Genomic DNA, 26,026 nt, shown 5'->3' on the forward strand with positions numbered 1-26,026 from the left:
TTTGAGACGGCTTTGAGATAGCTTTAACTTACGTTCATCCTACGTTCAAAGACGTAAGATGAACGTAAGTTAAAGCCATCTCAAAGCCGTTTGTATGACAGTCGAATCGGAGTTGAGGTATAGAACACCCCGCAACAACACTCCCCTGCATCATCACGTCAGCGAACAGGGCAATAACTTCATTTTTAATTCCTGATTTTTGATAAAATAATTTACAATATGTCTCAGAATAATTATTTTCGTGCTGACCATGTATCTTTAATTGAGTAGTTATATTCGTTAATCCGGCATTTGAATTTAGTAACTATGGAAAAACCTGCCGCTTACAAAGCAGTTAATCCGAGCGGGACCTACTGAAAATGAATACACGTTGTCCCCAATTTCCATATACATACTTCATTTGCTGTCATAAATAAATTTGTTAACAATACCATATTTATCAAGCTAAACCTCAAGGGTATGTCATTCAAAGCAGTATTGCGTTTAGACGGTGAAGAAATCAATGTGCTGGATTGCCAGTTTTCTTTCGCTCAGCATACAGACCACAACGGTAAACCAGCTGCCCGTCCTACGGGAGGAGCACTGACTGTATTACTGGAATCAGATGGAAATACAAACCTGTTCGACTGGATGATCTCCAACACACAGACCAAAAGTGGTAGCATTGTCTTTTACCGTCGCGACGCCATGTCCAAAATGAAAGAACTGAAATTTACAGATGCCTATTGTGTAGAGTATGCTGAACATTTCAAGGCAGCCGGCGATGTTCCCATGCAGATAAGACTTGTCCTATCCGCCAGGGAAGTGCAGCTGGGAAGTTCCACCTACCAGAATCCCTGGCCGCAGTCGTGATATATTGACCACGCTTCACAGCATTTTTTCCCTGCGCTGTATGCATCAATATAAACATGTAAGTTTTATTAAAAACATGTATCCATGGCCCTGAAAAAATTCCCTGCTTTCAGCACATTATGGTCCAGTTATCCACACGATTCCGAGGCACCTCCCGGTAGTGCACATGCTATGCCCTGTGATGAAAAGGATAAAAACGGTTATTATAGTTACGAAAACCAGTGCGCCATCCGCATGTCACACTGCCTCATCAAAGCTGGTATTTCCCTGGCCAATTACACAGACCCAAAATGCAAACATGGTTATGCACGCGGTGCAGAAAGTCTGGCTACCTGGATCTGGCGCAATTTTGGTGAACCCCTCCGGGTGGATTGCGCCGACGCTTCGAAAAAGAATGCCTTCATCACCAATCAATACTGGTCAAAGAATGGCATTATTTTCTTTAAAGATTTTTATGGAACCAACAATACAGGCGATCATATTGATCTCCTGTACCATGTCAATACACAGATCAGAACGGCCACAGGTGATTATACCAATGACAGCCGCGTAAAACAGATCTGGTTCTGGGAAGTAAACTAAAAACCGTATGAAGATATTACACATCGTTTGTATCTCACTGTTATGCACTGCCGCTACTGCCTGCGCTCAGACGCAAGCCAATAAAGTTGCCGTTCAGGATGCTGTGTGGATGCCTAAAGCCTACCTGGATGCGAGAAAAGTGCATCCTCCGCAGGATGCATTCTGGAAGACAGTAGACTTTGCGAAATACCTCAGCCCAGTAAGCGCATTGCGCATTGCCAATTCCAAACAGGAGCAACAGGTCAGTGTGTATACTTATGGTGCAGAGAATTTTCCGATCGCTGTAACAGGTACAAAACATGCAGGCACACGTAAGGAATGGTTGCTGGATAAACCCATTTTCACCGGCGGACAGTCGGCAGTATATGATAGTGTACATTTCAGCCTGATCAGCCATAATAATGACCGGACGGATCTGTGGATAGGATTGATATACGGAGATGGCAAAAAGGATTCCATACAGCTGGCGCCTGTACCCAAACAAGATGGGAATGCGCCGCTATGGATGCATGCCAATAATTACCTGGCCTACTACTTTAAGGGAAAAGAGTTTGAGATCTATGACGACAAAGGCGCACTGTTATACGACAATGTAAAAACAGATACCAATGGCGCCATTGAGGGATTACCCGGGTTTAAATCCTGGAGTATTACGGCAAACAATATCTTCCAGATAATATCCGATAATCAGGGCGATCCCGGCATTTCCAGTTTCAATGTTGCTTTCAAGGGAGAGAATATCTCGCTGCAACCAGAACAGGCTGTAGGACCGCTAAATAAACCGCTTGTACTGAAAGAGAAAACAAATAAGAATTAAGCATCAGGAATCGGGAACTTTTTTTAACAGAAGAGGCAACATGCCTCATTAGTAATTCCTAACTTTTTTTCCAATGGCACTGAATACAAAGACCTCATTTTCCATAGCCGGACAACAATTCGAGACGTTTAACACGATCGAATTGCGACAATACATTAATGACCATCACGAGTTTGAAATATATGTGAGCTATGACTGGTTTGAAAAACTGGGAGGCGGCATGTCTGGCGCGGCCAATAAATTCCTGGGTGAAGAAGTGGAGATCACAGTAGCGCCCGCAGAACAATTGCCAGGCGTAAAAGACCTCATCTTCAAAGGGCTGGTCACCAATATCACGACAGGTAAAGCAGGCGACGGTACACATGGACACTGTATCATCCGCGGACATAGTCCCAGCATCCTGCTGGACGATGATCTGCATATTGCCGCTTATGAAAATAAATCGTTGTCGGATATTATTTCCACTACTGTCAAGAGTTATCCTCCCAATGTGCTGAAAACGTCCATCAACCCGGAGACCAAAGAAACACAGAAATATGTGGTACAGTATAAGGAAAGCTCTCAGACCTTTATCACCCGCCTGGCTGAACGTCATGGAGAATGGTTCTTCTATGACGGCCAGCAGCAGATATTTGGTAAGTTCTCTCCCCAAAAAGTGACACTGACACACCAGATAGACCTGCTCGATTTCAACATCGCGTTGTCTGTATTGCCTAACAATGCCAAGTTGAATGGGTACGATTACCGCCAGGACAAGGTTGTGGAAGATACCACGCAATCCAAAGAAACAGGTAAACTCAATGCATATTCACAACATGCCAGCGATATCAGTAGTAAGCTGTATAGTCGCGAGGGATTGTATAAAATGAACTTTGCTTTCAACAGCAGCGCCAAATCGCAGATGGACAAACTGGCTACCCTGCAGAAAAAGGGTAAACTGGCCAAGATGGTAACAATCAAAGGCAGCAGCACCAATCCATCTTTCCGTATTGGCGATACCGTAAGTATTAAAGAATCTGCGTTGGGACAGGAACAGCATCATGGTGAGTTCATGATCACTAATATCCGTCACTACTGTGGGGCCAACGGCAGCTATCACAATATGTTCGAAGGCATTCCGGCTGATGCAGCTGCCCCTCATGTTGACCTGACCAACATTCCTTATACAGAGCCACAATCGGCAGTGGTGACCGACAACAATGATCCAAAAGGATTAGGCCGCATACGGGTGCGCTTCCGCTGGATGCAGCAGGGACAGACCCCCTGGGTACGCGTTGTATCTGCTTCGGGTGGTGGCGATAAAGGCATGTTCATTATGCCCGAAGTAGGTGAAGAAGTGATTACAGAATTTGAAGGTGGTAACCCGGAACAACCTTTCATAATAGGTGCTACCTACAATGGCGGCGCTAAAAGTAGTTATGGCAACTCCGGCAATGATATGAAGGCATTGAAGACGAGAAGTGGTAATACCATCCTGCTCAATGATGCCACCGGCAGTATTACTGTAACTGATAAAAATGGCAGCAGTATGGCCATGGACGGAGCAGGCAATATTACAGTCAGCTCGCAGACACTGATCACGGTGAAGACGGAAGATCATATTGTGGTGGAAGCACCTAATAAGATCGAGCTCAAATCCAAAGAGATCCATCTTATAGGGTCAGAGAAAGTATTCATCGGTGAACAGAATGCCAGCATACTGGTGGATAATGCTGCCAACAATATCGAAAGCGGCGCCAAGACCATCATATCTGCGGCAGAAGACGCCAATACAGTTGCCAGCAAATCCAACCTGTACATTGATTCCAAGAACTTTTACGCTACCGGCGAGCAGGTAGTGAAGATCGACAGTACTAAAGGGACTGTGAAAATAGATGGAAATACAACTACTGACATAGTTGGTGGCATGCTCAATCTGAATTGTTAAACGCATCCTATGAACGAGCATAATCCTATAGCGCAATTAGTCAATCTTATCCAGAAACAATGGCTGGAGAAAACGGCTAATAAACCATCACTCCGGTTCGTACGGTTTATCATTAAGCCGGAAGAAGCACGTGTATATGAAGGATTCTGTAAACTGGAATCTTCAGAACACGGAAGCCTGCCGGAAGTATTTGTTACCCAGTTCACCTCTTTTGAAGATGAAGATACCTTCAGTGCGGCACTGATCAAAGACTGGCTGGATACATATGAGAAAAGTATGGCCCTGGTAGAACGGGTGAACGAGCGGTCGCTCTTTGCCTGGGATCCCCGTCCTTTTAAACAGCTGCTGGAACGTAATAACGGCGTCCCGATGGATGATGTACTATTGTCCTTACTGGGTAGCTTCAGGCAATCATTGCCGCAGCAAAACAAACAACTGGTCCTTGCACTGATACCCCGGCAGGTTAGCAGTACAAAAGACATGAAGAACTGGATCTCTACCCTGCTGAAGAAAGGTATTCCCGCCGGTGTGAAACTACTGGTCATCGACCATGTGATTGCGGAACACTTTGCTTTCCATGACCGTCAGTTCCCTGATATGATCTGTAGTATCCATGTGCCGATGGACCTTAATGCTGCTATACAGAAACTGGCTACCACCGGCAATCCCAATGACCCGGAGATCATGCTGCGCAAATGTGTGTTTGAAATGGGTGCAGCCATGAAAGACAAGGATGTAAAACGCCTTCACCGCTGGGGACAGCAGGCACTCGACGCTACACAGCGGAGTGGTAATAAGGGATTGTTTGCTACCGCCCATATCATGTATGCCGGCATGTTATTTCATTTCAAAAAAGACCCAAAAATACCCGAGCTACTGGAGCGCGGACAACGCATTGCCAAACAGGGCACACAAATGGGAGACGGCGCATGTCTGCCACTGCTGGTGCAATTCTACGGCTATCATGGCGCCTATGCACAGATACGCCGCCGTTTTACGGAAGCCATCAACTGGTTCATTCAACAGGCAGAACTGGCCGAACAACATAAATTTTCACAGCAGGCGCTGAATGCCTGGTACCAGGCAGCAGAGCTGTGCAGAAGGAAAGATAGCGGTAGGTACTATGACGTGTTGGAAAAAGGATACATGGCGGGCCTGCATTTAACTGACGAAGAGATCAGCGCCTCCATCTACATATACCTGTTGCGTGATTACTATGATTATGCCCACGCTCATCGCAAACATGATATTGTACAGGCCATAGATGAAAAAATGGGCAGAGTGTTTGGCAACGACTGGAAAACAGACGTAGACACCGTCAGGAAGAACCGTGAACCGATGATCCTTCCGCTTGAAATGGAACAAACAGAGACGCTTCAGCCTCAAAAATAAAGCTTATGCTTGTCAGCAATAAACATTTCATTCCCGTTATAGGGCTCGACATACATATTGTTATCCTGCTGGGATTCCCCATTCCCCTGCCCCATCCTTACATTGGTTTTGTACTGGACCCTATGGATTACATTCCATATATGGGCGCCAGCACCAAGGTCAATCACGTACCCAGAGGTGTAAGTGATACAAGCGGTATCATCGTGATATTATTTCACTTTCCGATGGGAGGCCCATGGCTGCTGGCGCCAATGATAGGCCATGACTCTGTCAACTTCTTCGGCAGCAAGACTGTAAAGGCGGAAGGCAGGTTGCTCAGCCCTACAGGCCATATGCTGATGACCTGTAACGATATTGGCATTCCACTTTCCCTGCAGCCGGGTAAGAAGCTGAAACCCATTCCCAGTATGTACCTGCCCACTTCGTTCACCATCCCACTGTCATTTGGAAAACCTGTGATGGTAGGCGGGCCCTATGTGCCCGACTGGGCAGGTGTATTGCTGAACCTCGTCATGTCCTTCGGATTTGGCGCATTGATGAAAGGACTGGGTAAGATCGGCAGGAAAGGGCTGACTAAATTCAATCATGCCCTGAAGGGGAAGATAGGCAGTAATAAATTAAGCAAGACGCTGTGTAAAAAAGGCTTCGAGCCGGTAGACCTGGTACAGGGCATTATGATCTATGATGGTCTGGACTTTGAGCTGCCTGGTCCTATTCCGTTGAAATGGGAAAGGTCATGGAACAGTGACAGCTCATTTAAAGGGGCACTGGGGCATGGTACACACCTTTGCTATGATATGCGTATCGAAGAGTTTATCAACGATGGCGCCGCAGTGGTACTACTGGAAGATGGACGCAGTGCCGTGTTTGATGCCTTACCTGCCAGTGGCGACAGTGATTATAACCGGCACGAGAAGATGACACTGAAACGGACCGATATTGACGAATACCAGTTGTATAACCATGATAACGGATTGTATTATACCTTCCGTAAAACATACACCGGGGCTACACAGTATCATCTTTCCACTATTCACGATAAAGCACAGTTCATGATCAGTTTCCACTACAATCATCGTGGAACGATCGTGCGTATTATAGATAGCGCCGGCCGGCATCTGCATGTGAGCAGTGACAATGCGGGACGTATTACCAGCGTCATAGCGCGTCACCGGGGTGAGGAAAGACCACTGATCAGTTACGCCTATAATGAAGACGGCGACCTCATTGCCATCACCGATGCGCTGGGACAGAGCACTTCCATGACCTACCGCGATCACCTGATGATAAAAAAGACCGACCGTAACGGGCAGTCTTTTTACTGGGAATATGATAAACAGGGCCGCTGCGTGCACACCTGGGGTGATGACGGACTGCTGGAAGGGCGTATTGCCTATTATCCGAAAGAAGGTTATAACCTCATCACTAATTCGCTCGGGCAGACAAGCACTTACTATTATACACCAGATTTTGTAGTATACCAGATCAAAGATCCACTGGGATTTTCCACATTCACAGAATACACTCCTGAATTTGAAATATACAGGCAGATCGATGAAGATGGAAATATGACCGGTTATGTATATGATGAGATGGGTAATTGTACATCTGTTGTTAATCCGGATGGCAGTCAGCTAAACTACAGTTATGATGAGGAAGGCAATTTACTGGTGGCTACAGATGCGCAAAATAACAGTACTTCTTATGTCTATTATGAAAACGGGTTACTGCATAGCCGTAGTGACGCTAATGGTTCACTGCAACTCTTCTCTTACAATGAACAAAACCTGCTGAGCAATATAGCAGAACATCAGGGTGGCAACACCAGCTTCACTTATGATGAGGATTACAACCTGGTAGCATTAAGACTCCCGGATGAAGGCGTGGCCAGCTGGAAATATGACAACTGGGGACAATGCCTGAGCGCTGTCAATCCGCAGGAACAGCAACAACTTTTCCGGTATGATAAATTAGGACGCGTCACAGAAGTACATGTGCCGGATGGTAACATCGTGCACCTTCAATACAACGCCTATTACGATGTAGTACATGCGAAGGATAAACAGAATAATGTGAAGTTCCAGTACACACCGCTGGGCAAGCTGAAATTACGTGAGGAAAATGGCGTGAAGGAGCACTTTGTATACGATACCGAAGGGCAATTGAATACGGTTGTTGACGAGCATGGCAACAGCTTCCTGTTTATCCGCAATGCACGGGGAGAGATCATCGAAGATAAGAGCTTTGACGGCCTGATACGGCGCTATAATATGGATGCTACAGGAAATCTGCTCACCATTCACCGTCCCGGCGGCCGACAGACAACGTTTGAATATAACAGCAGGCATCAGATCACACGTTGTGAATACAGTGATGGTAGCTGGGAGACTTACAGTTATGACCGTAACGGATTACTGATAGAAGCAGCCAATGAATTTAATACTGTTTGCTTTAAAAGAGACCATCTGGGACGTGTGATAGAAGAACAGCAAAATGAACATACTGTAACGGGCAGCTATAACAAACGAGGGCACAAGCATAATATTAAAAGCTCATTGGGAGCGCTGATAGAGGTCACGCACGACAAGATGGGCACTGTGACTGGCATCAACGCCAGCTATGAAGGAACAAAAAATACCTGGGTTACGCAGATCCTGCGCAATCACCTGGGATTGGAAGTAGCACGCCATCTTCCCGGAAACATCCAAAGCAAATGGACTTACGATAATGGGGCAATGCCATCGGCGCATACCGTACATCATGGAGATGAGATCACCCGAAATCTTTACTACCGCTGGGATCCGAATGACAGATTGCGTCAGATCGTGAATGCGCTGGATAAAGGTGTTACTAAGTTCGGACATGATGAATTCGGCAATCTTTCATGGGCGCAATATGAGAGCGGACACTACGATTTCAGGCTGCCGGATAAACTGGGCAACCTGTTCCGCACGGAACAGCGGAAAGACCGTAAATATAATGCCGGCGGACAATTAAAAGCCTCCTCTCAGGCGAGATTTGAATATGATGAAGAAGGTAATCTTATCAGGAAGATCACCACTGATCTGAAAACGTGGCAGTATGAATGGTATGGCAATGGTATGCTTAAAAAGGTAGTCCGCCCTGATAATAGCGCGGTGTGTTTTGAATATGATGCCTTGGGCAGAAGGACTGCTAAAATATTCAAACAACAGATCACCCGCTGGATATGGAACGAAGATGCGCCACTGCATGAATGGACGTATGAAGCCGGACAACGGCCGGTAGCTGAGGTGGATGAAATGGGTAATGTGATACAGTCGCCGGAACCGGTACCGCCTGCTTCGCTGATCACCTGGGTCTTTGAAGGAGCTGGTGTTCCGGCAGCAAAGATCATCGGCAATAAAGCGTATTCTATTGTTACAGATTACCTGGGTACACCCTGCCAGGCATATGATGCAGATGGTTCGCTGGTATGGGCCTGTGAGCTGGATATCTATGGTAAGCCCCGTAAAACGAAAGGCGACCTGTCTTTCATACCTTTCCGCTATCAGGGACAGTACCATGATATGGAAACTGAGTTATATTACAACCGGTTCAGGTATTACTTACCAGAGGAAGGCGTCTATATCAGTCAGGACCCAATACGGCTTGCCGGTACTAATGCTACCTTCTACAGTTATGTAAAAGATACCAACAGCCAGATAGATATCCTGGGGCTGAACCTGATAGATGCTGTGCTGACGTTGAAAGGCCAGCAGCCAGAGAAACTGACCTCTGTAAGAGCAAGTAGTGGAGCAAAAGAGGTGGCGGGCCGCACAGAGGATGCGGAGCAGAAGTTATTACGCAAGCTGGAAGAGCGGTTCGATGGACAGATGGACAAACTACATGGTTCCACACTGGAAATTGAATCGAAACCAATATTCATGAGACGGGGCGGGGCAACTATCTATATACCAGGAATTGCGCCATGTGATTATTGTAATCCTGCTATGCATAACTTTGCAGTAGATAACCAAATGGAGATCATTTACAAACATACCAACCGGAAAGGAAAAGTATTTACCGTAAAATACCCACTGGCCGGACTGGAGAATCAAAAACTCAAGGCGCCTCATCCTTGTCCTTAATAAACCAATTATGTATCCGACAACAAAACAATTTATACAGGGCATACAATGGAACAACTTTACCGGAGGGTATAGCAGTTCAGCAGAAGAAATACCCGCCATACTGGAAGCACTTTGTGACACGGAAGAAGAGGACGAAATGCTTTCATTGTTATTTGGCGATATGCTCAGTCATGTGAAACAGGGATATCTCGTGTTTGAGATAACAGATCCGGTCATACAGGTATTTGACAGTTTATGTAAGGAAGACTTTGCATATCCTGCGGTACTGCTGGATTTCCTGGCTTATGTGTATACGCTGGATATCAGGTCTGCCGTGCCTGTATTGACAATGCCGGTGCGGTATAGCTTTGGAAAGAAAGAAGAGGAGCCCGATCCGGGATTTACTTCCTTCAAAACATTCTTCAAAACACATTTTTATAAAACAGACAATGAGGTACTGGTGCCCAGTGATGTTTACTATACCGCTGTATTATTTCCTGCAACAGTGGAGATCAACAGGATCTTTGACATCATCATAAACAATAGTGATAATACGGCCCTAATCAAAAATGCGTTGATCAGCGCGGCGCTGATCAACTACCTGCTGGGAGAAAAGACCCGACTTCCGACGGAAATCACACAGTTATTAGCAGGAGATGAATCACTGGCGTCATATATTCCGGTGTTCAATGGTATCAGTGGCTTCCCGGTGGAGCAGGAACAGTTACAGGGATTGCTGGATATGGAAGAAGATATAGAAGTGCAATGGGCACAGGCATTTATTATAGTCGTAGCAACGGATGCATTGCTGATAGGCAGCCTGTCGGACACTGAGCGGTTAAAGACTGCATTAGACGGCATATTCCCGATACTGGAAGCGCAGAAGACGATATTCGAACAGGAAGAGCAGGAAATGGATTTTCCCTTATATCCTTACATGGCAGAAGATCTTACAAGTATTGTGTTCCGTAATTTTCTGAACAGAGGCGGCATACTTGACGTATCGGACCTGAACGAAGTACAGCGGTATTGCCTGGAACGGTTATATACACTGAAAATACACACGCATGCTATGCTGCATGCAGGGCTATTGCCTGAAGGTATTACACCGGATAATCAGCCTACCCTTCTACCCATATATAATTATTCCATCTGATTAAAGAGCGGGAGGTATTTGGCTACCAGGGCATCCGCAGAAATAAATATACCAGCCAAAGGAAAGTATATGAAATGCTGAAGGCTGTATAACCAGCAGAAGAAGTACTGAAATATTTAATGGCAAGCGAAACCGAAGAAAAGCGCCCGTCCCGGTAAATTGAGACGGGCGCTTCATATATAAGATCATCAGATTACTTAACCGGCATATAGGTATAGATGCTGTACTTCCCTTCCAGCATACCTGCTACTTCTGTTTTGAAACGATCGTTGTCACTCTCAGCACCACCCCAGAACTGACGACCCAGCAGGAAATCATTAAAATAAGCCTTCCAGTCGCTATACTGTGACTGCATCACCTGCGGTGCTTTCCTCAGCCATGCTGTCGCTTCTCCCCTGTTGAAATATCCTGCCTGGTAAGCCACGCAGATGTTATTGATATAACGGGCGATATCCCAGGCTTTAATACCCGCCTTGCTGAATTCAGTATAATGATCTTTAATGAACTGTAAGCCGGGAATATCGGTCTTAGACAGCTTGTATTTAGCGAGATCAATAGCTGCCAGGTCAGCGCCTGCACCACCGTTTTCCTCCAGCACTTTACGGTATTGTGTATACTGTGCCTGATGACCTTCATCCAGCAACCAGTTCAGTGATTTCTCGAGTTCTGCGGTATTGTGGATGTCCCAGTAGTCTGCCAGGCCAGCTTTAGCCTCCTTCGCCTCCTGATCACTTCCCGGTTTAAACGGGAAGATAAAGTACTTGCTGTAGGCCGCCTGTATAGATTTGGAAAAAGCTTCCGAGCCGGGTTCCCCCTTTACTTCCGGTTTGATCAGTGCATCGAAAGTATGCTCAGGGCCGCCGTAACCATGTACAAAGTACACACCTGCGAGCATGAAGGGATATAATTCATCATTTCTGATAATAGCCGCATCATTGGTTGCAGCCACCTGCACCTGTTTGTCCTGTTTGTTATTATTACTGTTACATCCTGCCATGCTGATAGCCAGCAAACAGATGGCCGGGATGATATTTAACTGAATTCCTTTCATGTAGCTATTGTTTTGATGAACATAGAAGCATCAAATATAAAACTTTTCAAATTCTTTAAAATATCATATCTGATTATCAACAACTTAATAAATACCCTACAAATCTTGTAGGGTATTAGATAAATATTCCTATATTTGCATTGTCAATACAGGCACTCACACAAAATAAAAGTTCACATGCCTCAATTCAAAGTATTAACACAGTTTAAAAACAGAAAGACCTCTGCCGTCTGTTGTTGTAGCTGATACCTCATTGCCGCAGGTCATCTGCCGGCAACCGTTTCATAAAAATCATTACAACCATTTATTCAAACACTGTTTACCAACCATCCCTTAAATTTATTTTATGTCCAACAACTTCAACAGATATGCAGATCTCTATCCTGAATTTGAGATTGAAAATGTGAAAAAAGCCTTTAAGACCAGGACCCCGATCAGCCCTTTACATGCAGGGGATACATTACCTGCATTCCATATAAATAAGAAAAATATTATCGCCGCTTCAGATATCTTAAAGTCTGTACAAGGGCCGCAGTCTATCACACAACTGATAGATCGTCCACTGGTGCTGGCTTTCCACTCTATTCACTGGAATGGTTACGGTAACAAACGGTTGGAAGAACTAAAGGACATTTACGCAGATATCCGCGTAATGGGCGGTCAGCTGCTACTGGTAACCACTGATGAAAAGCAACATTTCGACGAGGCTACATCAGCATTGCAACTGCCTTTCGCCAGCATCTGGGATCAGCACAACCTGATTGCCGGCAAAGCGGGTCTCTATTCTGCTACAGACCCTATCTGGGACAGAATATCAGGCGTGAATGAAGATGTACCTGCACCAGCCATTTATGTACTGACACCTTCACTGAAGATCGTCTACAGTGCCGTTGACCTGTGGCTGGAAAAATCAGTGGAAAGAAGAGACCTCCTGTCTGCAGTGTATGAGGCAAGTCACCAGGGATCACATGGAATAGCTATATAAAATACATATTAGAAAAAAGGCACAACACCCTGTCCGTCTATGATGGACAGGGTGTTGTGTTTTTATTTGTATCTTGTTGCTATGCGTACTACCCCTGAACAACCCACTCCCAAAGAAACGGAACCTGCCTCCTGGACAACAGTGATCTGGATGCTTGTAGTAGCACTGATCGGCTTTGGTTTTGCCATTTACCGCTTCCTCCAGTTCTCAGAGACTGCTGGTCAGCTGCATGCCGTTCGCCTGACACGTATAGAGCTGTATATTTACCGCGCTACCGGTCATTGGGGCGTGATAGCTATTTTTATAATTATGGGCGTTTTCGGGCTTTATAATGCCATTATCAACCTCAGAGACCTGCGCTCCAGGAAACAGTAACCTGCGGAGGCTTTGCATATGCTTCCCAGGCCTCTTCTGCTTCCTCTTTTGAGAGATCATTAGTGAATACTATCACCCTGTAACACAGGCGATAGGTCTGCCCGTATTTCAATTGCCAGGCCTTCATTTTGGTAGGACTGAAATTCATCATGATCTCCCCTCTTTCGTTATTCTCTGGCCATACACGTACGGGCTGGGGATAGTCGTAATTAGCAGGATGACTCATGACGAGAATGCCAGCTTCTCCTTTATCTGTACGACCGGTGATCTTTATCCAGCGGGCACGGGTGCTGTCAGCATCCTTACGTGTCTTCCCCTCTGAGGTAAGCACCTTGCTGTTAGCAGCCTTCCATTCCGCAGTGGCACGGAGGCCAAAACCACCACCATAGCGGTATTGCAGGAGGGTAATACCGGCAGTATCGGCACAGCTCATGGTATTGTCGATGTCCCAGATACGGCTGGTGTTGCCGTTGCTGTTAAATGCCCTGACATCCCATTCCTCATTGATAGCCACCTTTTCCTGTTTGCCGGAGAAGGCAATATGATCGTGCAATGCCTGAAAACCACATAGTACCGGCCCCTGCGTACGACCGATGAAGCCTTTGAAACGGACAGTGCCTTCCTTTTTCTGGAGGTTCCAGAAATCAGTCTCTTTCCCGTTAAAAGAAGTATGCGTCCATGGATTCCAGATCCCCACATGATGCCAGTGGTCCTTTGGATGTATGTTAGTGATAACCTGTCCATCGGGCGCCCACAGGGGGTGTATAAAACCGCTGCGGCGATAGACGGTATCCACACCGGCGGGTGGTTCCATTATGTTATAATTGTATTGAAGAAGATGTTGATCACCTTCTTCCAGCACCAGGGCGTCAGCACTGTCTTTAGCCTGCATCCGGACAATAGCGGGAACCGGCGTACCTTTTACCAGTTCGTATGTACGGATCTTTCCCGGAGCTGTTTTTCCGTCCATTATCCAATAGAGATAGCGGCCACCGGAAACCTGAAAAGGGACAGGCTTGCGACCTCCCTGCTGTATTTCGAAGAACTGTAATGAATCCTGCAGGGATATCACTGCATCCTTCATCACAGTGGAAACAGGCACGTTTACGCATTGGCGGACGCCTGTTTTTACGCTGATGCGAGCCAGCAGCTGGGCGCTGGCCGGGAAGGCCGTTGTTAACAACAGGAGCAGTTGAACTATGTACAGCATAGGTCTGGCCGGCTTGTGCCGCGACTTGTGCAGCTCAACCGGAAAGACGGGAAAGGACAATAATTGTCTGTTTTTCATAACGGGTAACATTTGAGGGTAATAGTTTTATTTTAATATGGCGCCGGTACCGGCCCTATCGGCATAGATGATACGTCCGTCAACGATCTTTACGCCGTCGGAAGTATCTTCCGCCAGTAACAGCGGACCATCCATATCTACATAGTCCAGGTAAGGCAGCAGATGGGCTACTGCTGAAGTACCGACGGTACTTTCATTCATGCTGCCGGTCATGACCTGCATGCCCAGGCGTTTTGCATGATCGATCATCCTGCGGGCGGGCGTAATGCCACCGCATTTGGTCAGTTTGATGTTAATACCATGAAAGAGCCCTTTGCAGCGTTCCACGTCTGCCTCCGTAATGCAGCTCTCGTCAGCAATAAGCGGCAGCGCTGATGATGCATACACTCTTTTCATGCCCTCCACATCTTCTGCCGGCATAGGCTGTTCGATGAATTCCACTCCCAGCGATTTGAAAGCCGTGGCGTTACGTAAGGTTTCTTCCACGCCCCAGGCGCAGTTGGCGTCCACCCGGAAGATGGCATCTGTATGCCTGCGCAGTTCCTTTATAATGGCTATATCGTCCTGCGTACCCAGTTTGATCTTATAGATCGGCCAGGGGAACTCTTTCAGTTTACTGACCATATTCTCTACTGTATCAATACCGATCGTATAGTCAGTCATCGGGTTGTGGGAAATGTCGAGTCCCCACACCTCATACAGTTTCTTATTCAGTTTTTTGGCATAGAGATCATGCGCGGCCAGGTCAATGGCACAGAGTGCAAACAGGTTGTCTTTGAACTGGGGGTATAACAATTCCCAGAAGGCTTCGGGAGTTGTTAGCGTGTGCCCTTCTATCAGCGCCCGGTGCGCATTGATAGCTTCCATAAGGCGGGGCACGGTCATATTGTAATATGAGTTATCGGCTGTTTCTCCCAGACCGCTGAACCCATCCTGTTTCAGTTCCACCACCAGTAATGGCTGAACGTCTTTGGATTTACGCGAGATGGTAAAGGTATGTCTGAACTTTAATTCGAACGGGTGTAGTGTCAATTGCATAACACAAAATAAAAAAATAGACACAAAAAAGAGGGCTGACCTTTTTCAGATCAGCCCTCTTACCAAATATCCCTAAAATGCTTATGTTACTTTACTTCTTCAAATTCAGCATCAGTTACGCCTTCGTTACCTGCAGCGCTTCCCTGTGGCTGTTCCTGACCAGCTCCACCGTTAGCCTGTGCTTCCTGTGTTGCTTTGTACAGTTCTTCAGAAGCTGCGGTCCATGCATTGTTCATTTCTGTAACAGCTGCATCTACCTGGGCGATATCGCCGGTCTTATGTGCTTCTTTCAGTTTGTTCAGGGCAGTTTCAATTGTGCCTTTCTTATCAGCAGGGATCTTATCGCCATATTCTTTCAGCTGTTTTTCAGTCTGGAAGATCAGGCTGTCAGCCTGGTTGAGCTTTTCAATCTTTTCACGCTGTTCCTTATCGGAAGATTCGTTCGCTTTCGCTTCTGCCTTCATCTTTTCGATCTCTTCTTTGCTCAGACCACTACCTGCTTCGATGCGGATATTCTGTGTTTTACCGGTGCCTTTATCTTTTGCAGTTACGTGCAGGATACCGTTGGCATCGATATCGAAGATTACTTCGATCTGTGGTACGCCACGCGGAGCCGGTGGAATACCATCCAGGATAAAGCGGCCCAGTGTACGGTTCTGACTAGCTAAAGGACGTTCTCCCTGCAGTACGTGAATTTCAACACTTGGCTGGTTATCAGCGGCAGTGGAGAAGGTTTCAGATTTCTTGCTTGGGATGGTAGTGTTAGACTCGATCAGTTTGGTGAATACACCACCCATGGTTTCGATACCCAGAGAAAGCGGGGTAACGTCCAGCAGCAGTACATCTTTCACTTCACCGGTCAGTACACCACCCTGGATAGCAGCACCAACAGCTACTACTTCATCAGGGTTCACACCTCTGTTTGGTTTCTTACCGAAGAATTTTTCTACTACTTCCTGGATCTTAGGGATACGGGTAGAACCACCTACCAGTATTACTTCGTCGATCTCGGAAGTATTCATGCCTGCATCTTTCAGCGCTTTACGGCAAGGTTCCAGTGTTCTTTCCACCAGGGAATCTGCCAGTTGCTCGAATTTAGCGCGGCTCAGTTTCTTTACCAGGTGTTTAGGTACACCGTCTACTGCAGTGATATAAGGCAGGTTGATCTCTGTTTCCTGAGAGGAAGACAGTTCGATCTTTGCTTTTTCAGCTGCTTCTTTCAAACGCTGCCATGCCATTGGATCTTTGTGCAGGTCAACCGCTTCATCTTTCTTGAATTCATCTGCCAGCCAGTCCATGATCACTTTATCAAAGTCATCACCACCTAAGTGAGTATCACCGTTGGTAGATTTTACTTCAAATACGCCATCACCCAGTTCCAGGATGGAGATATCGAAGGTACCACCACCAAGGTCAAATACGGCGATCTTGCTATCTGCATGTTTTTTATCCATTCCATAAGCCAATGCAGCAGCAGTAGGCTCGTTGATGATACGGCGTACAGTCAGACCTGCGATCTCACCTGCTTCTTTTGTAGCCTGACGCTGAGCGTCGTTAAAGTAAGCAGGTACAGTGATCACCGCTTCAGTTACTTCCTGACCCAGGTAGTCTTCAGCAGTTTTCTTCATTTTCTGCAGGATCATAGCAGAGATCTCCTGTGGAGTATACAGTCTGCCGTCGATATCGATACGTGTAGTGTTATTTTCACCACGCGCAACTTTATAGCTCCAATGAGGTATTTCATTGGATAGCTCGTCAAAATGGCGTCCCATGAAACGCTTTACTGACATAATAGTGTTCACAGGGTTAGTGATAGCCTGGCGTTTTGCCGGATCACCTACCTTTCTCTCACCATTCTTTAAGAAACCCACAACGGAGGGCGTCGTTCTGCGTCCTTCATCATTGGCAATTACTACCGGTTCGTTACCTTCCATTACAGCAACGCATGAGTTGGTAGTTCCTAAGTCAATACCTATTATCTTTCCCATAATTGTTATATTCTCGCTTGTAGTTGTAGATAGATTTTTGTCTCCGACAATGCAAATGTCAATGATTATGCCAAGGGACAAAGCATGCAAATATGTCAGTCCTCCATGTCAGTTTACCGTCAGCTTCTCTTCCCATACGTTTAATAAGATTAATAATGAACAATTTATATGCAACAGGGGTTCTTTATGGTAAGTGTACGAAACCGACGTGCAAAATGCTATTAATGTAATTAATTCACCTGCTAATTTAAATAACCGAGTAACCCTGAATTATTATGAAAAACACCTCACTTCTACGGGCAGCGTGTGTGCTGGCCCTTTCCACTCCACTATGCAGTATTGCCCAGACCACTGTAAACGGCCCTATTTTTACTGATGGCCCTGGCTACAGGCGATGGTCAGTTGGCATAAACGGAGGGCTGCTGGCTCCAGTTGCCCCTACCGGAGGCAGCAATGATTTTACGAAATGGAAAGCCAAGCCCGGCTACGGCGCTTATGTAAAATGGCAGATCTTACACTCCCTGGGCATCCGGGCAGATTATGTAGGTGGCAAGCTGGCAGGCAATAATGACCGCAAATTGGGGAACGAAAAAGAAGCCATCCGGCGCATAAACTCATTCGAAACCAAACTGAAGTGGTCTACCAGCCTGAATGCGGTTATCAATCTGGCTACCATCAACTGGATGTACAGAAAGAATGCCATTCAGATATATGTGTCCGGCGGCGCAGGACTGGCGGGTTATTCCCCCAAGGTAAGCAAACTAAAGGAGGGTGGCCTGACGGACTATAAACCAAGTGGCAGCATCACTGAGTTTTATGTGCCCATAGGCGCAGGACTGAAATTCAAACTCTCCGAGGCAATAAACCTGGACCTGGGATATACCATGCATTATGTGGATGGGGATAACCTGGACGGCTTTTATCTCGGTACCGATAAAGACAAATATTCCTACGGATATGCCGGACTGGAATTCCCGCTGGGACCACGGAATAAACCACAGCTGGGCTGGCAGAACCCCGCTAAGGTAATGTATGATGAACTGCAAGCGCAAAAGGCTAACCTGCAGCGCGAACTGGAAACCAGCCGGGCCGAAAATAACCGTCTGAGCACAGAAGTGAATAAACTGACGGGCGATGCGGACGGAGATGGCGTATCCGACTTTTTCGATAAATGCCCCGGCACAGCTTCCGGTAGCAAGGTAGATGGCAGCGGCTGCGAACTGCCGAAAATTACCGAGACAAAACCTCCAACCCAGGTAATTATTACAGATGAAGACCGCCGGATAGTCAGGAATGCTATCCAGAACCTGGAGTTTGAAACCGGCAAATCAAGCATCAAACCCGGTTCTTATACTTCTCTGGAGAGGCTGGCAGAAATGCTCAAGACCAGGGGCTTCAGCCTGAAACTTGGCGGACATACGGATAATGTAGGCAATGCAAATAAAAATATGGCCCTCTCCAAAGACCGCGCAGAATCAGTAAAACAATACCTGGTGAACCAGGGAGCGAATCCTTCCAAAATTGAAGCCGTAGGTTATGGTTCCGAACAGCCAATAGCCAGCAATAAAACAAAAGCCGGAAGGCAGAAAAACAGAAGGGTGGAGTTTACTATTTATTAATACTCAGCATCCGATAAACCCTGAAAAGGGGCTGGCAGCTTTTTGCCGGCCCTTTTTCTTTATTATATTATTCAGTCCCCCGGGCTGCCCACCGGATTTTTTATACCTTTGACGTTACTTTTGGCATTAACCGTTTATCAGCATGAGTGTTGTACAATCCATCAGATCTGCTGCTGCAGCAGCAATTAAGGCGCTTTACGAACAGACAATTCCTGCAAAGGACATTGCGATCAATACTACCAAACCTGAATTCGAAGGTGAATATACGGTCCTGGTATTCCCCTTCACTAAGTTCAGCCGCTTAAAACCGGAAGAAACTGCTGATCAATTGGGTAAATACCTTGTTGAACATAATCCCGACCTCGTGGCCGGCTATAATGTGATCAAGGGCTTCCTCAACCTGCAGATCTGTGAGCAGTACTGGGCGCAGTACCTGCAGCAACACTTCAATAACCGTAATATCGGTAAGAAACCTTCCAACGGGAAAAAAGTAATGGTGGAGTACTCCTCCCCCAATACCAATAAGCCTTTGCACCTGGGTCACCTGCGTAATAACTTCCTCGGCTATTCTATCGCAGAGATCCTGAAAGCTAACGGCTATGACGTGATCAAGGCTAACCTGGTGAACGACCGGGGTATCCATATCTGTAAGTCCATGCTGGCATGGCAGCTGTTTGCCCACGGAGATACCCCCGAATCAACCGGTATCAAAGGCGACCACCTGGTAGGCGACTACTATGTGAAGTTTGAGACCATCCTGAAAGAACAGACAGAACCTATCATAGCCCGCGCGCTTGAAAACGACTTTAAAGATTTCCAGGGTACAGACCTGGAACGTATAGAGAAGCTGGTTACCCTGTTCCATAAGCCTGAAATAAAGGCGGATGAAGAGAAACACGCCAAGCTCAATGATGAGATCAAGGAACTCTCCCGTAAACAGACAGAGATCATGCAGCAGGCGCAGATCATGCTGCAGCAATGGGAAGCAGGCAATCATGAAGTGCGGACACTCTGGTCTACCATGAACGGCTGGGTGTACAAAGGTTTCGATGAAACCTACAAACGCCTGGGCATCGACTTTGACAAGATGTACTATGAAAGCGAGACCTACCTGCTGGGTAAAGACCTGGTAGAGGAAGGACTGGCTAAAGGAGTACTGTTCAAAAAACCGGATAACTCTATCTGGATAGACCTGACCGCTGACGGACTGGATGAGAAACTGTTACTACGCGGAGATGGCACCTCTGTATATATGACGCAGGACCTCGGTACCGCCCGTCTTAAATATGACGACTACCAGATGGAGCAAAGCATCTATGTGGTGGCAGATGAACAGAACTATCACTTTAAGGTGCTGCAGCTGATCCTGAAGAAACTGCAGGAGCCTTGTGCTGATGGTATTTTCCATCTTTCCTACGGTATGGTGGAGTTACCACACGGCCGTATGAAGAGCCGTGAAGGTACTGTTGTAGACGCAGATGACCTGATCGATGAAACCATTACCGCAGCGGCAGAACAGACGGCAAACTCCGGTAAGCTGGATGATATGCCTGAAGAAGACCTTCAGACGCTTCATAAGATGCTTGGTATCGGTGCCATGAAATTCTTCCTGCTGCGTGTGGACCCTAAAAAGAGAATGGTATTCGATCCGAAAGAGTCTATCGAACTCCACGGGTTCACCAGCGTATTCGTTCAGTATGCGCATGCCCGTATCAAATCCATTCTGCGTGAGGTAGCACCTAATGCGGATAAACTGGAAGGTTACTGTCATAAGGGCAGCTTACTGCCGCTGGAGAAAGAACTGATCCTGCTGAACGAACAGTATGATAGTGTACTGGAAGAAGCCCTGAAAGAAATGAGCCCTTCCGTGATAGCTAACTATGTGTTCCAGCTTGCCCAACAGTTCAACTCATTCTATGCAGAAAAAGTGGAAGGTAAATACACCTACTCTGTACAGGATGCAGAAACTCCTGAGAAGCAGAAACTCCGTACCCAGATCGTTATGCTCACTGCAAGAACGATTGCAAAGAGCATGAAACTGCTGGGTATTGATGTACCTGAAAGAATGTAACAACGTACTGTTTTATAAAGCGAAAAGCTCCCATCTCCGGGAGCTTTTTTCTTTTATCTTTATTCGGATAATATTATTGCGTTACCGCCAGCGCCTTGTCACACAGCTGCTCTCCTTTTGTCACCTCTCCATTGCCGATGTATGACTTGCCCAGCATAAACATGGCAAAAGCATTCTCAGGCTGAATAGTCAGTAGTTTATCCCAGTACGTAATAGCAGCGCTGTAGTTGCCCGCCAGGTAATAGTGATGGGCCAGCGCCTGCATAGGCCGCGGATCGTTCTCCCGTAAAGTAAGGCAGGACTTCAGGTGTTTCACACCTTTCTCTATCTGGCGGATATGCAGATAAGCTGTTCCCAGATGCAGATAATAATCCGCATCAACAGGATGCCCTTTCTTTTGTGCCTTTTCAAAAGCACCTACTGCGTTGTGAAAATCTTTAGTATTGAAGTATAACACTCCGATGGCATACCAGGAAGAGGGCTGTTCTTCATCCAGGCGCAGGAAATGCTGGTAATAACGGATGCTTTCATGATATTCTTCCTCCAACGCCAGGATCTCTGCCATTTGCAGGTATGCTACCGTGTAACTGCTATCCTGGTGTAAGATTTCATTGAAACATTTCTTTGCAGCCTGAAACCTGCCTTCATTGCGGCAGTTCACTCCTTCCTTGTAGAGACCCTTTAACTTATTTCCTGGAAAAGCCATAGCAACTTGCACGAATAAAACCGTCCATAGCAGCGGACATAAGACACGGACGTTCAACATAGCGTTTCATAGACTACGGCAAAGATAACAATTTTATTGCATATCTTCTGCAGAGAATCCCAGTGGCAGCAAGTGTCTGATAGTCTGAATGATGAACACTTTTCCCGTTTGTCCGCTCATGATAACACGGATAGACTGCTGCTGGCGGCCTTCATATTCTGATAAGGTCTGCCGGCAGATGCCACAAGGGGAAATCGGGGTATCATTGCTTCCGGAAGGATTATGATAGCTGACGGCAATAGTGAGTATAGGTACTCCGGGATAGAGGGATGCTGCGGTAGATAACGCCACTCTTTCCGCACAGATGCCGGCAGGGAAAGAAGCGTTCTCCTGGTTTGTTCCTCTCACCACGATGCCGTTGGCCAGTAAAATGGCGGCGCCTACATAAAAGTTGGAATAAGGGGCATAGGCCTGGGCGGTTACTTCCCGGGCTTCTTCCAGCAACCGGAGATCTGCAATGGGTAAGGCTGCACTGTCCTGGAAGGAATTGTATTCAAAAGAATGTTTACGGATGTCCATACACTAAATTACGAATTACGGATGACGAATTACAAGTTAGTGTTTGTAATTGGATGTCATGCGTAATTCGTAATAGAATATTGTTCAGCACCTGGAAAGACCTTGTAACCTGTGTTACAGCGCTTCCAGGGCGTTTATTTGATTGTTCTGAACAGCCTGTTCCAGCGGATGCTGCCATGACCATAGCTCATCCAGATCAGCCATGCCTTACCCACGATGTGGTCTTCAGGCACAAAACCCCAGAAACGGGAATCCAGTGAGTTATCACGGTTATCACCCATCATCCAGTAGTAGTTCATTTTGAAAGTGTAGGTATTGGCTGGCTTATTATTGATATAGAACTGTCCGTTCTTCGCCTCCAGTTTGTTGCCTTCGTATACACTGATGATACGGTCATAGAAAGCAATATTGGTGCTATCCAGGTTGACAGTCACACCTTTCTTCGGAATATACAGCGGGCCAAAGTTATGTTCTGTCCATCTGTAATGTGCGGTATCATGCGGGAACACCTGTACGTCTTGTCTTGGAGACTTCACATACGGCGTTATATCCTTTACCGCCGGCCATGTTTTCAGCAGGTTGGCCATACCAGGGGTCAGATCATACCTGAAGGTGCTGGAGTCATCAACACTGCGTGGAGACGGATCGATGTTCAGTTCATCAAGACGGCTGGGATTCAGAGGATCTCCCGTGGTCTTTACCCAATATGTACGCTCGCTTTCCGCCGGGATCGGCGCCTGTGTTCCATTTATGAAAACAATACCGTCTTTGATGGTCAGGGTATCGCCGGCAACAGCCATACAGCGTTTAATATAGTTCTCACGTTTATCAACAGGACGGGAAGTAACATGGTTCTGTTCCCATACATTGTCACGTCCAAAAATTCTTACCAGCTGGTAGTAGCTTTGCTCCTGTTGTTCCAGGGCTACGGTATCTCCTTCGGGGAAATTAAATACCACTACATCATAACGCTCAACGTCTGAAAAACCTGGCAAACGTCTGTATTTCCAATGTACTGCTTCGGAATAAGCCTTGCTATACTTGGTAAATGGCAGTGTATGATGTGTAAAAGGTACGGCGAGTGGCGTCATGGGAATACGAGGCCCGTAACTAATCTTACTGACAAACAGGAAGTCGTTTACCAGCAATGTCTTTTCCATAGATGGGGTTGGGATAGTGTACGCCTCAAAAATAAAGGTGCGTATCAAGGTAGCTGCGATGATGGCGAAAATAGCGGCATCAAACCACTCTCTAACGGCAGATTTCTTCTTTGGCTGACCCTCTTTATTTCTTCTCCAAAAAGCCAGGTTCATTAAGATTTGTTTAAGATATTTAAAAGATCAAATATAATATTCTGTGTTCTGCAAGCTAATTAATACTAATCAAAAGTTTTGCTAAAATAAGGGGATTAGGTTGATTTAATAAACTTTTTTACATGTAATTCAATTGGTTCATAGGAGTTTTGAAGTCACACCAACTCCTTTCTCAGGATTTCATTGATTTCCGTAGCCCGGTTATACACCATAAAGTGGCCACCGGTGGGAATTATATAATCAGCCTTGACAAGTCCTGGCGGAAAAGCCCTGTCCCTGCCTCCATGGATGTGCACCAATGAAGCCGGAATAAAATCGTTCTGCCAGTTCACTATTGTCCGGATGCCCCATCGAAGATAACCGTAGGCCGTTTTGTTCATATAATCAGCCAGCAGTTCCTTTTCCTCTGCTGTTTCAGCGCCCAGGAACAGTTTTACCAATCCTTTCCTACGTCTGAAAATGATTGCATCCGGTAGCCGCAGCAATTGCAGCAGACCTGTTTTTCTCACCCAGGCCAGGTAAGGGGGTTTTTCTCCGGTACTTTTAATACTGCTGATGAGGATAACTTTCTGTATCGGTCTTTGCCGGGCTATTTCCAGGGATAACATACCACCGAAGGAGACGCCTAACAATATGGCATCTTCATGTTCAATCCGCGCGGCCATCCGGGCAGCATAGTCAGGAAAAGTCTCCGTTGGGTCGGGCGTCAGCCAATCCAGATAGTGTATGGTATACTCCTCCGGAAAACTAAGGTATCTAAAGATCCTTTCATCTGCTCCCATACCGCTGATCAGGTACACATGCTTGTTCATAGGTCAATAACACGAAAAAGGGCTACCCGCTTTCGGCGGACAGCCCTGATATTACTAAGCGTTTATTTTCTTTTTGTCCCTGGCGGGCAACACATAATCATATACATCATCTGCCATGATCGTTTTGCCGGAGAGGATCACAAGACGGGCCACCACGTTGCCCAATTCCCGGATATTACCTGACCAGTTGTGCTGCTGTAAAACCTTCATGGCTTCCTTATCGACAACCTTTTTCGCCATACCATATTCCTGGCAGGCGCTTTCCAGGAAGTGTTCCACCAGCAATGGAATATCATCCCGGCGGTCATTCAGGGAAGGCACATGTATCAGGATCACACTGAGACGGTGATAAAGGTCAAGACGGAAGTTCTTCTCTTCCACTTCCTTCAGCAGGTCTTTGTTGGTAGCGGCCACCACCCTTACATCCACGCTGATCTCCTTGTCGCCGCCCACACGGGTGATCTTTCCTTCCTGCAGGGCCCTCAGCACTTTTGCCTGTGCACTGAGGCTCATATCTCCAATTTCGTCCAGGAACAGCGTACCGCCACTGGCCTGTTCGAACTTACCGATACGTTGTTTTACTGCGGATGTGAAGGAGCCTTTCTCATGTCCAAACAACTCACTTTCAATCAGTTCACTGGGAATAGCCGCGCAGTTCACCTCTACGATAGGACCAGCAGCACGGTTGCTGCGTTCATGTATCCAGCGGGCCACCAGCTCCTTCCCTACGCCGTTCTCACCTGTTACCAGCACACGGGCATCTGTTGGCGCCACCTTTTCTATTGTTTCCCTTATTTTCAGGATAGGAGCAGAAGTGCCGATCATTTCCTGCGTTTTGTTCACTTTACGGCGCAAGGTCTTCGTCTCTGTCACCAGCGTGCTTTTATCCATGGCATTACGCAGGGTAATCAGCAACCTGTTGAGGTCCGGTGGTTTGGAGATATAATCGTAAGCCCCTTTCTTTACTGCTTCTACGGCCGTATCAATATTTCCATGTCCTGATACCATTACAATAGGCACATCCGGATTGGTTTCTTTGGCTTTTTCCAGGAATTCCAACCCGTCCATCTTGGGCATCTTAATATCGCACAGGATGGCGTCGTACTGTTTTTCTTTGAACATCTTAAAGCCTTCTGCCCCGTCAGCCGCTTCGTCTACCTTGTAACCTTCATAGCTAAGGATCTCAGACAACGTTTTACGTATACTTTTCTCGTCATCAATTATCAGAATGTTGGCCATATCATTATTTTAGTGAACAACGTACAAAATTAAGGGAAATTACCTGATCCCCCGCCAAGATAACAAAATGGGGCAACAACCATGCGCCCATCTTCGATATGGGCCATTTGTCTACTAACTTTATGGACTCTCGACATTAATACGT

General features: G+C 46.5%; 20 protein-coding genes. 11 read left to right on the forward strand and 9 right to left on the reverse strand.

Annotated features, from left to right (window positions below):
- Positions 1-459: 459 nt before the first annotated feature.
- From tssD to F3I09_RS09360, 7 genes are all read left to right on the forward strand, one after another.
- The gene (gene tssD, locus F3I09_RS09330) at positions 460-852 is read left to right on the forward strand and encodes a type VI secretion system tube protein TssD (protein WP_149694760.1); all 393 of its coding nucleotides are present in this window, start codon (positions 460-462) and stop codon (positions 850-852) included.
- A gap of 84 nt (positions 853-936) precedes the next feature.
- Complete coding sequence (locus F3I09_RS09335) at positions 937-1,434, forward strand: type VI secretion system amidase effector protein Tae4 (RefSeq protein WP_188133748.1); 498 nt, start codon at positions 937-939, stop codon at positions 1,432-1,434.
- A 7-nt stretch (positions 1,435-1,441) separates the two neighbouring features.
- The gene (locus F3I09_RS09340) at positions 1,442-2,251 is read left to right on the forward strand and encodes a hypothetical protein (RefSeq protein WP_149694761.1); all 810 of its coding nucleotides are present in this window, start codon (positions 1,442-1,444) and stop codon (positions 2,249-2,251) included.
- Between the two features lie 73 nt (positions 2,252-2,324).
- Positions 2,325-4,178, forward strand: coding sequence for a type VI secretion system Vgr family protein (locus F3I09_RS09345; RefSeq protein WP_149694762.1), 1,854 nt, complete (start codon positions 2,325-2,327; stop codon positions 4,176-4,178).
- A gap of 9 nt (positions 4,179-4,187) precedes the next feature.
- The gene (locus F3I09_RS09350) at positions 4,188-5,570 is read left to right on the forward strand and encodes a hypothetical protein (protein ID WP_149694763.1); all 1,383 of its coding nucleotides are present in this window, start codon (positions 4,188-4,190) and stop codon (positions 5,568-5,570) included.
- A 5-nt stretch (positions 5,571-5,575) separates the two neighbouring features.
- On the forward strand, positions 5,576-9,679 hold the full coding sequence (locus tag F3I09_RS09355; protein ID WP_149694764.1) for a DUF6531 domain-containing protein: 4,104 nt from the start codon (positions 5,576-5,578) through the stop codon (positions 9,677-9,679).
- Positions 9,680-9,689: 10 nt separating this feature from the next.
- On the forward strand, positions 9,690-10,817 hold the full coding sequence (locus F3I09_RS09360) for a hypothetical protein (RefSeq protein WP_149694765.1): 1,128 nt from the start codon (positions 9,690-9,692) through the stop codon (positions 10,815-10,817).
- Positions 10,818-11,010: 193 nt separating this feature from the next.
- Here the strand turns inward: F3I09_RS09360 and F3I09_RS09365 are convergent, their stop codons facing one another.
- On the reverse strand, positions 11,011-11,868 hold the full coding sequence (locus F3I09_RS09365; protein ID WP_149694766.1) for a DUF1266 domain-containing protein: 858 nt from the start codon (positions 11,866-11,868) through the stop codon (positions 11,011-11,013).
- Between the two features lie 346 nt (positions 11,869-12,214).
- Here F3I09_RS09365 and F3I09_RS09370 point away from each other — a divergent pair, with 346 nt between their 5' ends.
- Both F3I09_RS09370 and F3I09_RS09375 read left to right on the forward strand, forming a co-directional pair.
- The gene (locus F3I09_RS09370) at positions 12,215-12,853 is read left to right on the forward strand and encodes a redoxin domain-containing protein (protein WP_149694767.1); all 639 of its coding nucleotides are present in this window, start codon (positions 12,215-12,217) and stop codon (positions 12,851-12,853) included.
- An 81-nt stretch (positions 12,854-12,934) separates the two neighbouring features.
- Positions 12,935-13,228, forward strand: a complete 294-nt coding sequence (locus F3I09_RS09375) for a hypothetical protein (protein ID WP_149694768.1) — start codon at positions 12,935-12,937, stop codon at positions 13,226-13,228.
- Here F3I09_RS09375 and F3I09_RS09380 read toward each other — a convergent pair.
- The 3 genes from F3I09_RS09380 to dnaK form a co-directional block, all read right to left on the reverse strand.
- Positions 13,200-14,516: a PmoA family protein gene (locus F3I09_RS09380; protein WP_188133749.1), complete on the reverse strand. Its 1,317-nt coding sequence runs from the start codon at positions 14,514-14,516 to the stop codon at positions 13,200-13,202. The genes F3I09_RS09375 and F3I09_RS09380 overlap by 29 nt on opposite strands.
- A gap of 27 nt (positions 14,517-14,543) precedes the next feature.
- Complete coding sequence (locus F3I09_RS09385) at positions 14,544-15,554, reverse strand: dipeptide epimerase (protein ID WP_149694770.1); 1,011 nt, start codon at positions 15,552-15,554, stop codon at positions 14,544-14,546.
- Positions 15,555-15,640: 86 nt separating this feature from the next.
- Positions 15,641-17,542 carry a molecular chaperone DnaK gene (gene dnaK / locus F3I09_RS09390; RefSeq protein ID WP_149694771.1) on the reverse strand — a complete coding sequence of 634 codons (1,902 nt, stop codon included), beginning with the start codon at positions 17,540-17,542 and terminating at the stop codon, positions 15,641-15,643.
- A gap of 275 nt (positions 17,543-17,817) precedes the next feature.
- On the opposite strand from dnaK, the gene F3I09_RS09395 reads away from it, so the two are divergent.
- Together F3I09_RS09395 and F3I09_RS09400 are read left to right on the forward strand one after the other, a co-directional pair.
- Positions 17,818-19,161, forward strand: coding sequence for an OmpA family protein (locus F3I09_RS09395; protein WP_149694772.1), 1,344 nt, complete (start codon positions 17,818-17,820; stop codon positions 19,159-19,161).
- A gap of 142 nt (positions 19,162-19,303) precedes the next feature.
- Positions 19,304-21,232 carry an arginine--tRNA ligase gene (locus tag F3I09_RS09400; RefSeq protein WP_149694773.1) on the forward strand — a complete coding sequence of 643 codons (1,929 nt, stop codon included), beginning with the start codon at positions 19,304-19,306 and terminating at the stop codon, positions 21,230-21,232.
- A gap of 73 nt (positions 21,233-21,305) precedes the next feature.
- Here F3I09_RS09400 and F3I09_RS09405 read toward each other — a convergent pair whose 3' ends face one another.
- The 5 genes from F3I09_RS09405 to F3I09_RS09425 all read right to left on the reverse strand — a co-directional run bounded on the left by F3I09_RS09405 (position 21,306) and on the right by F3I09_RS09425 (position 25,881).
- Positions 21,306-21,938 carry a lipopolysaccharide assembly protein LapB gene (locus tag F3I09_RS09405; protein WP_188133750.1) on the reverse strand — a complete coding sequence of 211 codons (633 nt, stop codon included), beginning with the start codon at positions 21,936-21,938 and terminating at the stop codon, positions 21,306-21,308.
- A gap of 93 nt (positions 21,939-22,031) precedes the next feature.
- Entirely contained in the window at positions 22,032-22,517 is a 486-nt protein-coding gene (gene cdd / locus F3I09_RS09410; protein WP_149694775.1) for a cytidine deaminase, read from the reverse strand.
- Between the two features lie 134 nt (positions 22,518-22,651).
- Entirely contained in the window at positions 22,652-23,830 is a 1,179-nt protein-coding gene (gene lepB, locus F3I09_RS09415) for a signal peptidase I (RefSeq protein WP_149694776.1), read from the reverse strand.
- Between the two features lie 155 nt (positions 23,831-23,985).
- Entirely contained in the window at positions 23,986-24,642 is a 657-nt protein-coding gene (locus tag F3I09_RS09420; RefSeq protein WP_149694777.1) for an alpha/beta fold hydrolase, read from the reverse strand.
- Positions 24,643-24,696: 54 nt separating this feature from the next.
- Complete coding sequence (locus F3I09_RS09425) at positions 24,697-25,881, reverse strand: sigma-54 dependent transcriptional regulator (protein WP_149694778.1); 1,185 nt, start codon at positions 25,879-25,881, stop codon at positions 24,697-24,699.
- Between the last annotated feature and the right edge of the window lie 145 nt (positions 25,882-26,026).

It is taken from the genome of Chitinophaga sp. CF418 (assembly GCF_900142925.1).
GTDB lineage: Bacteria > Bacteroidota > Bacteroidia > Chitinophagales > Chitinophagaceae > Chitinophaga.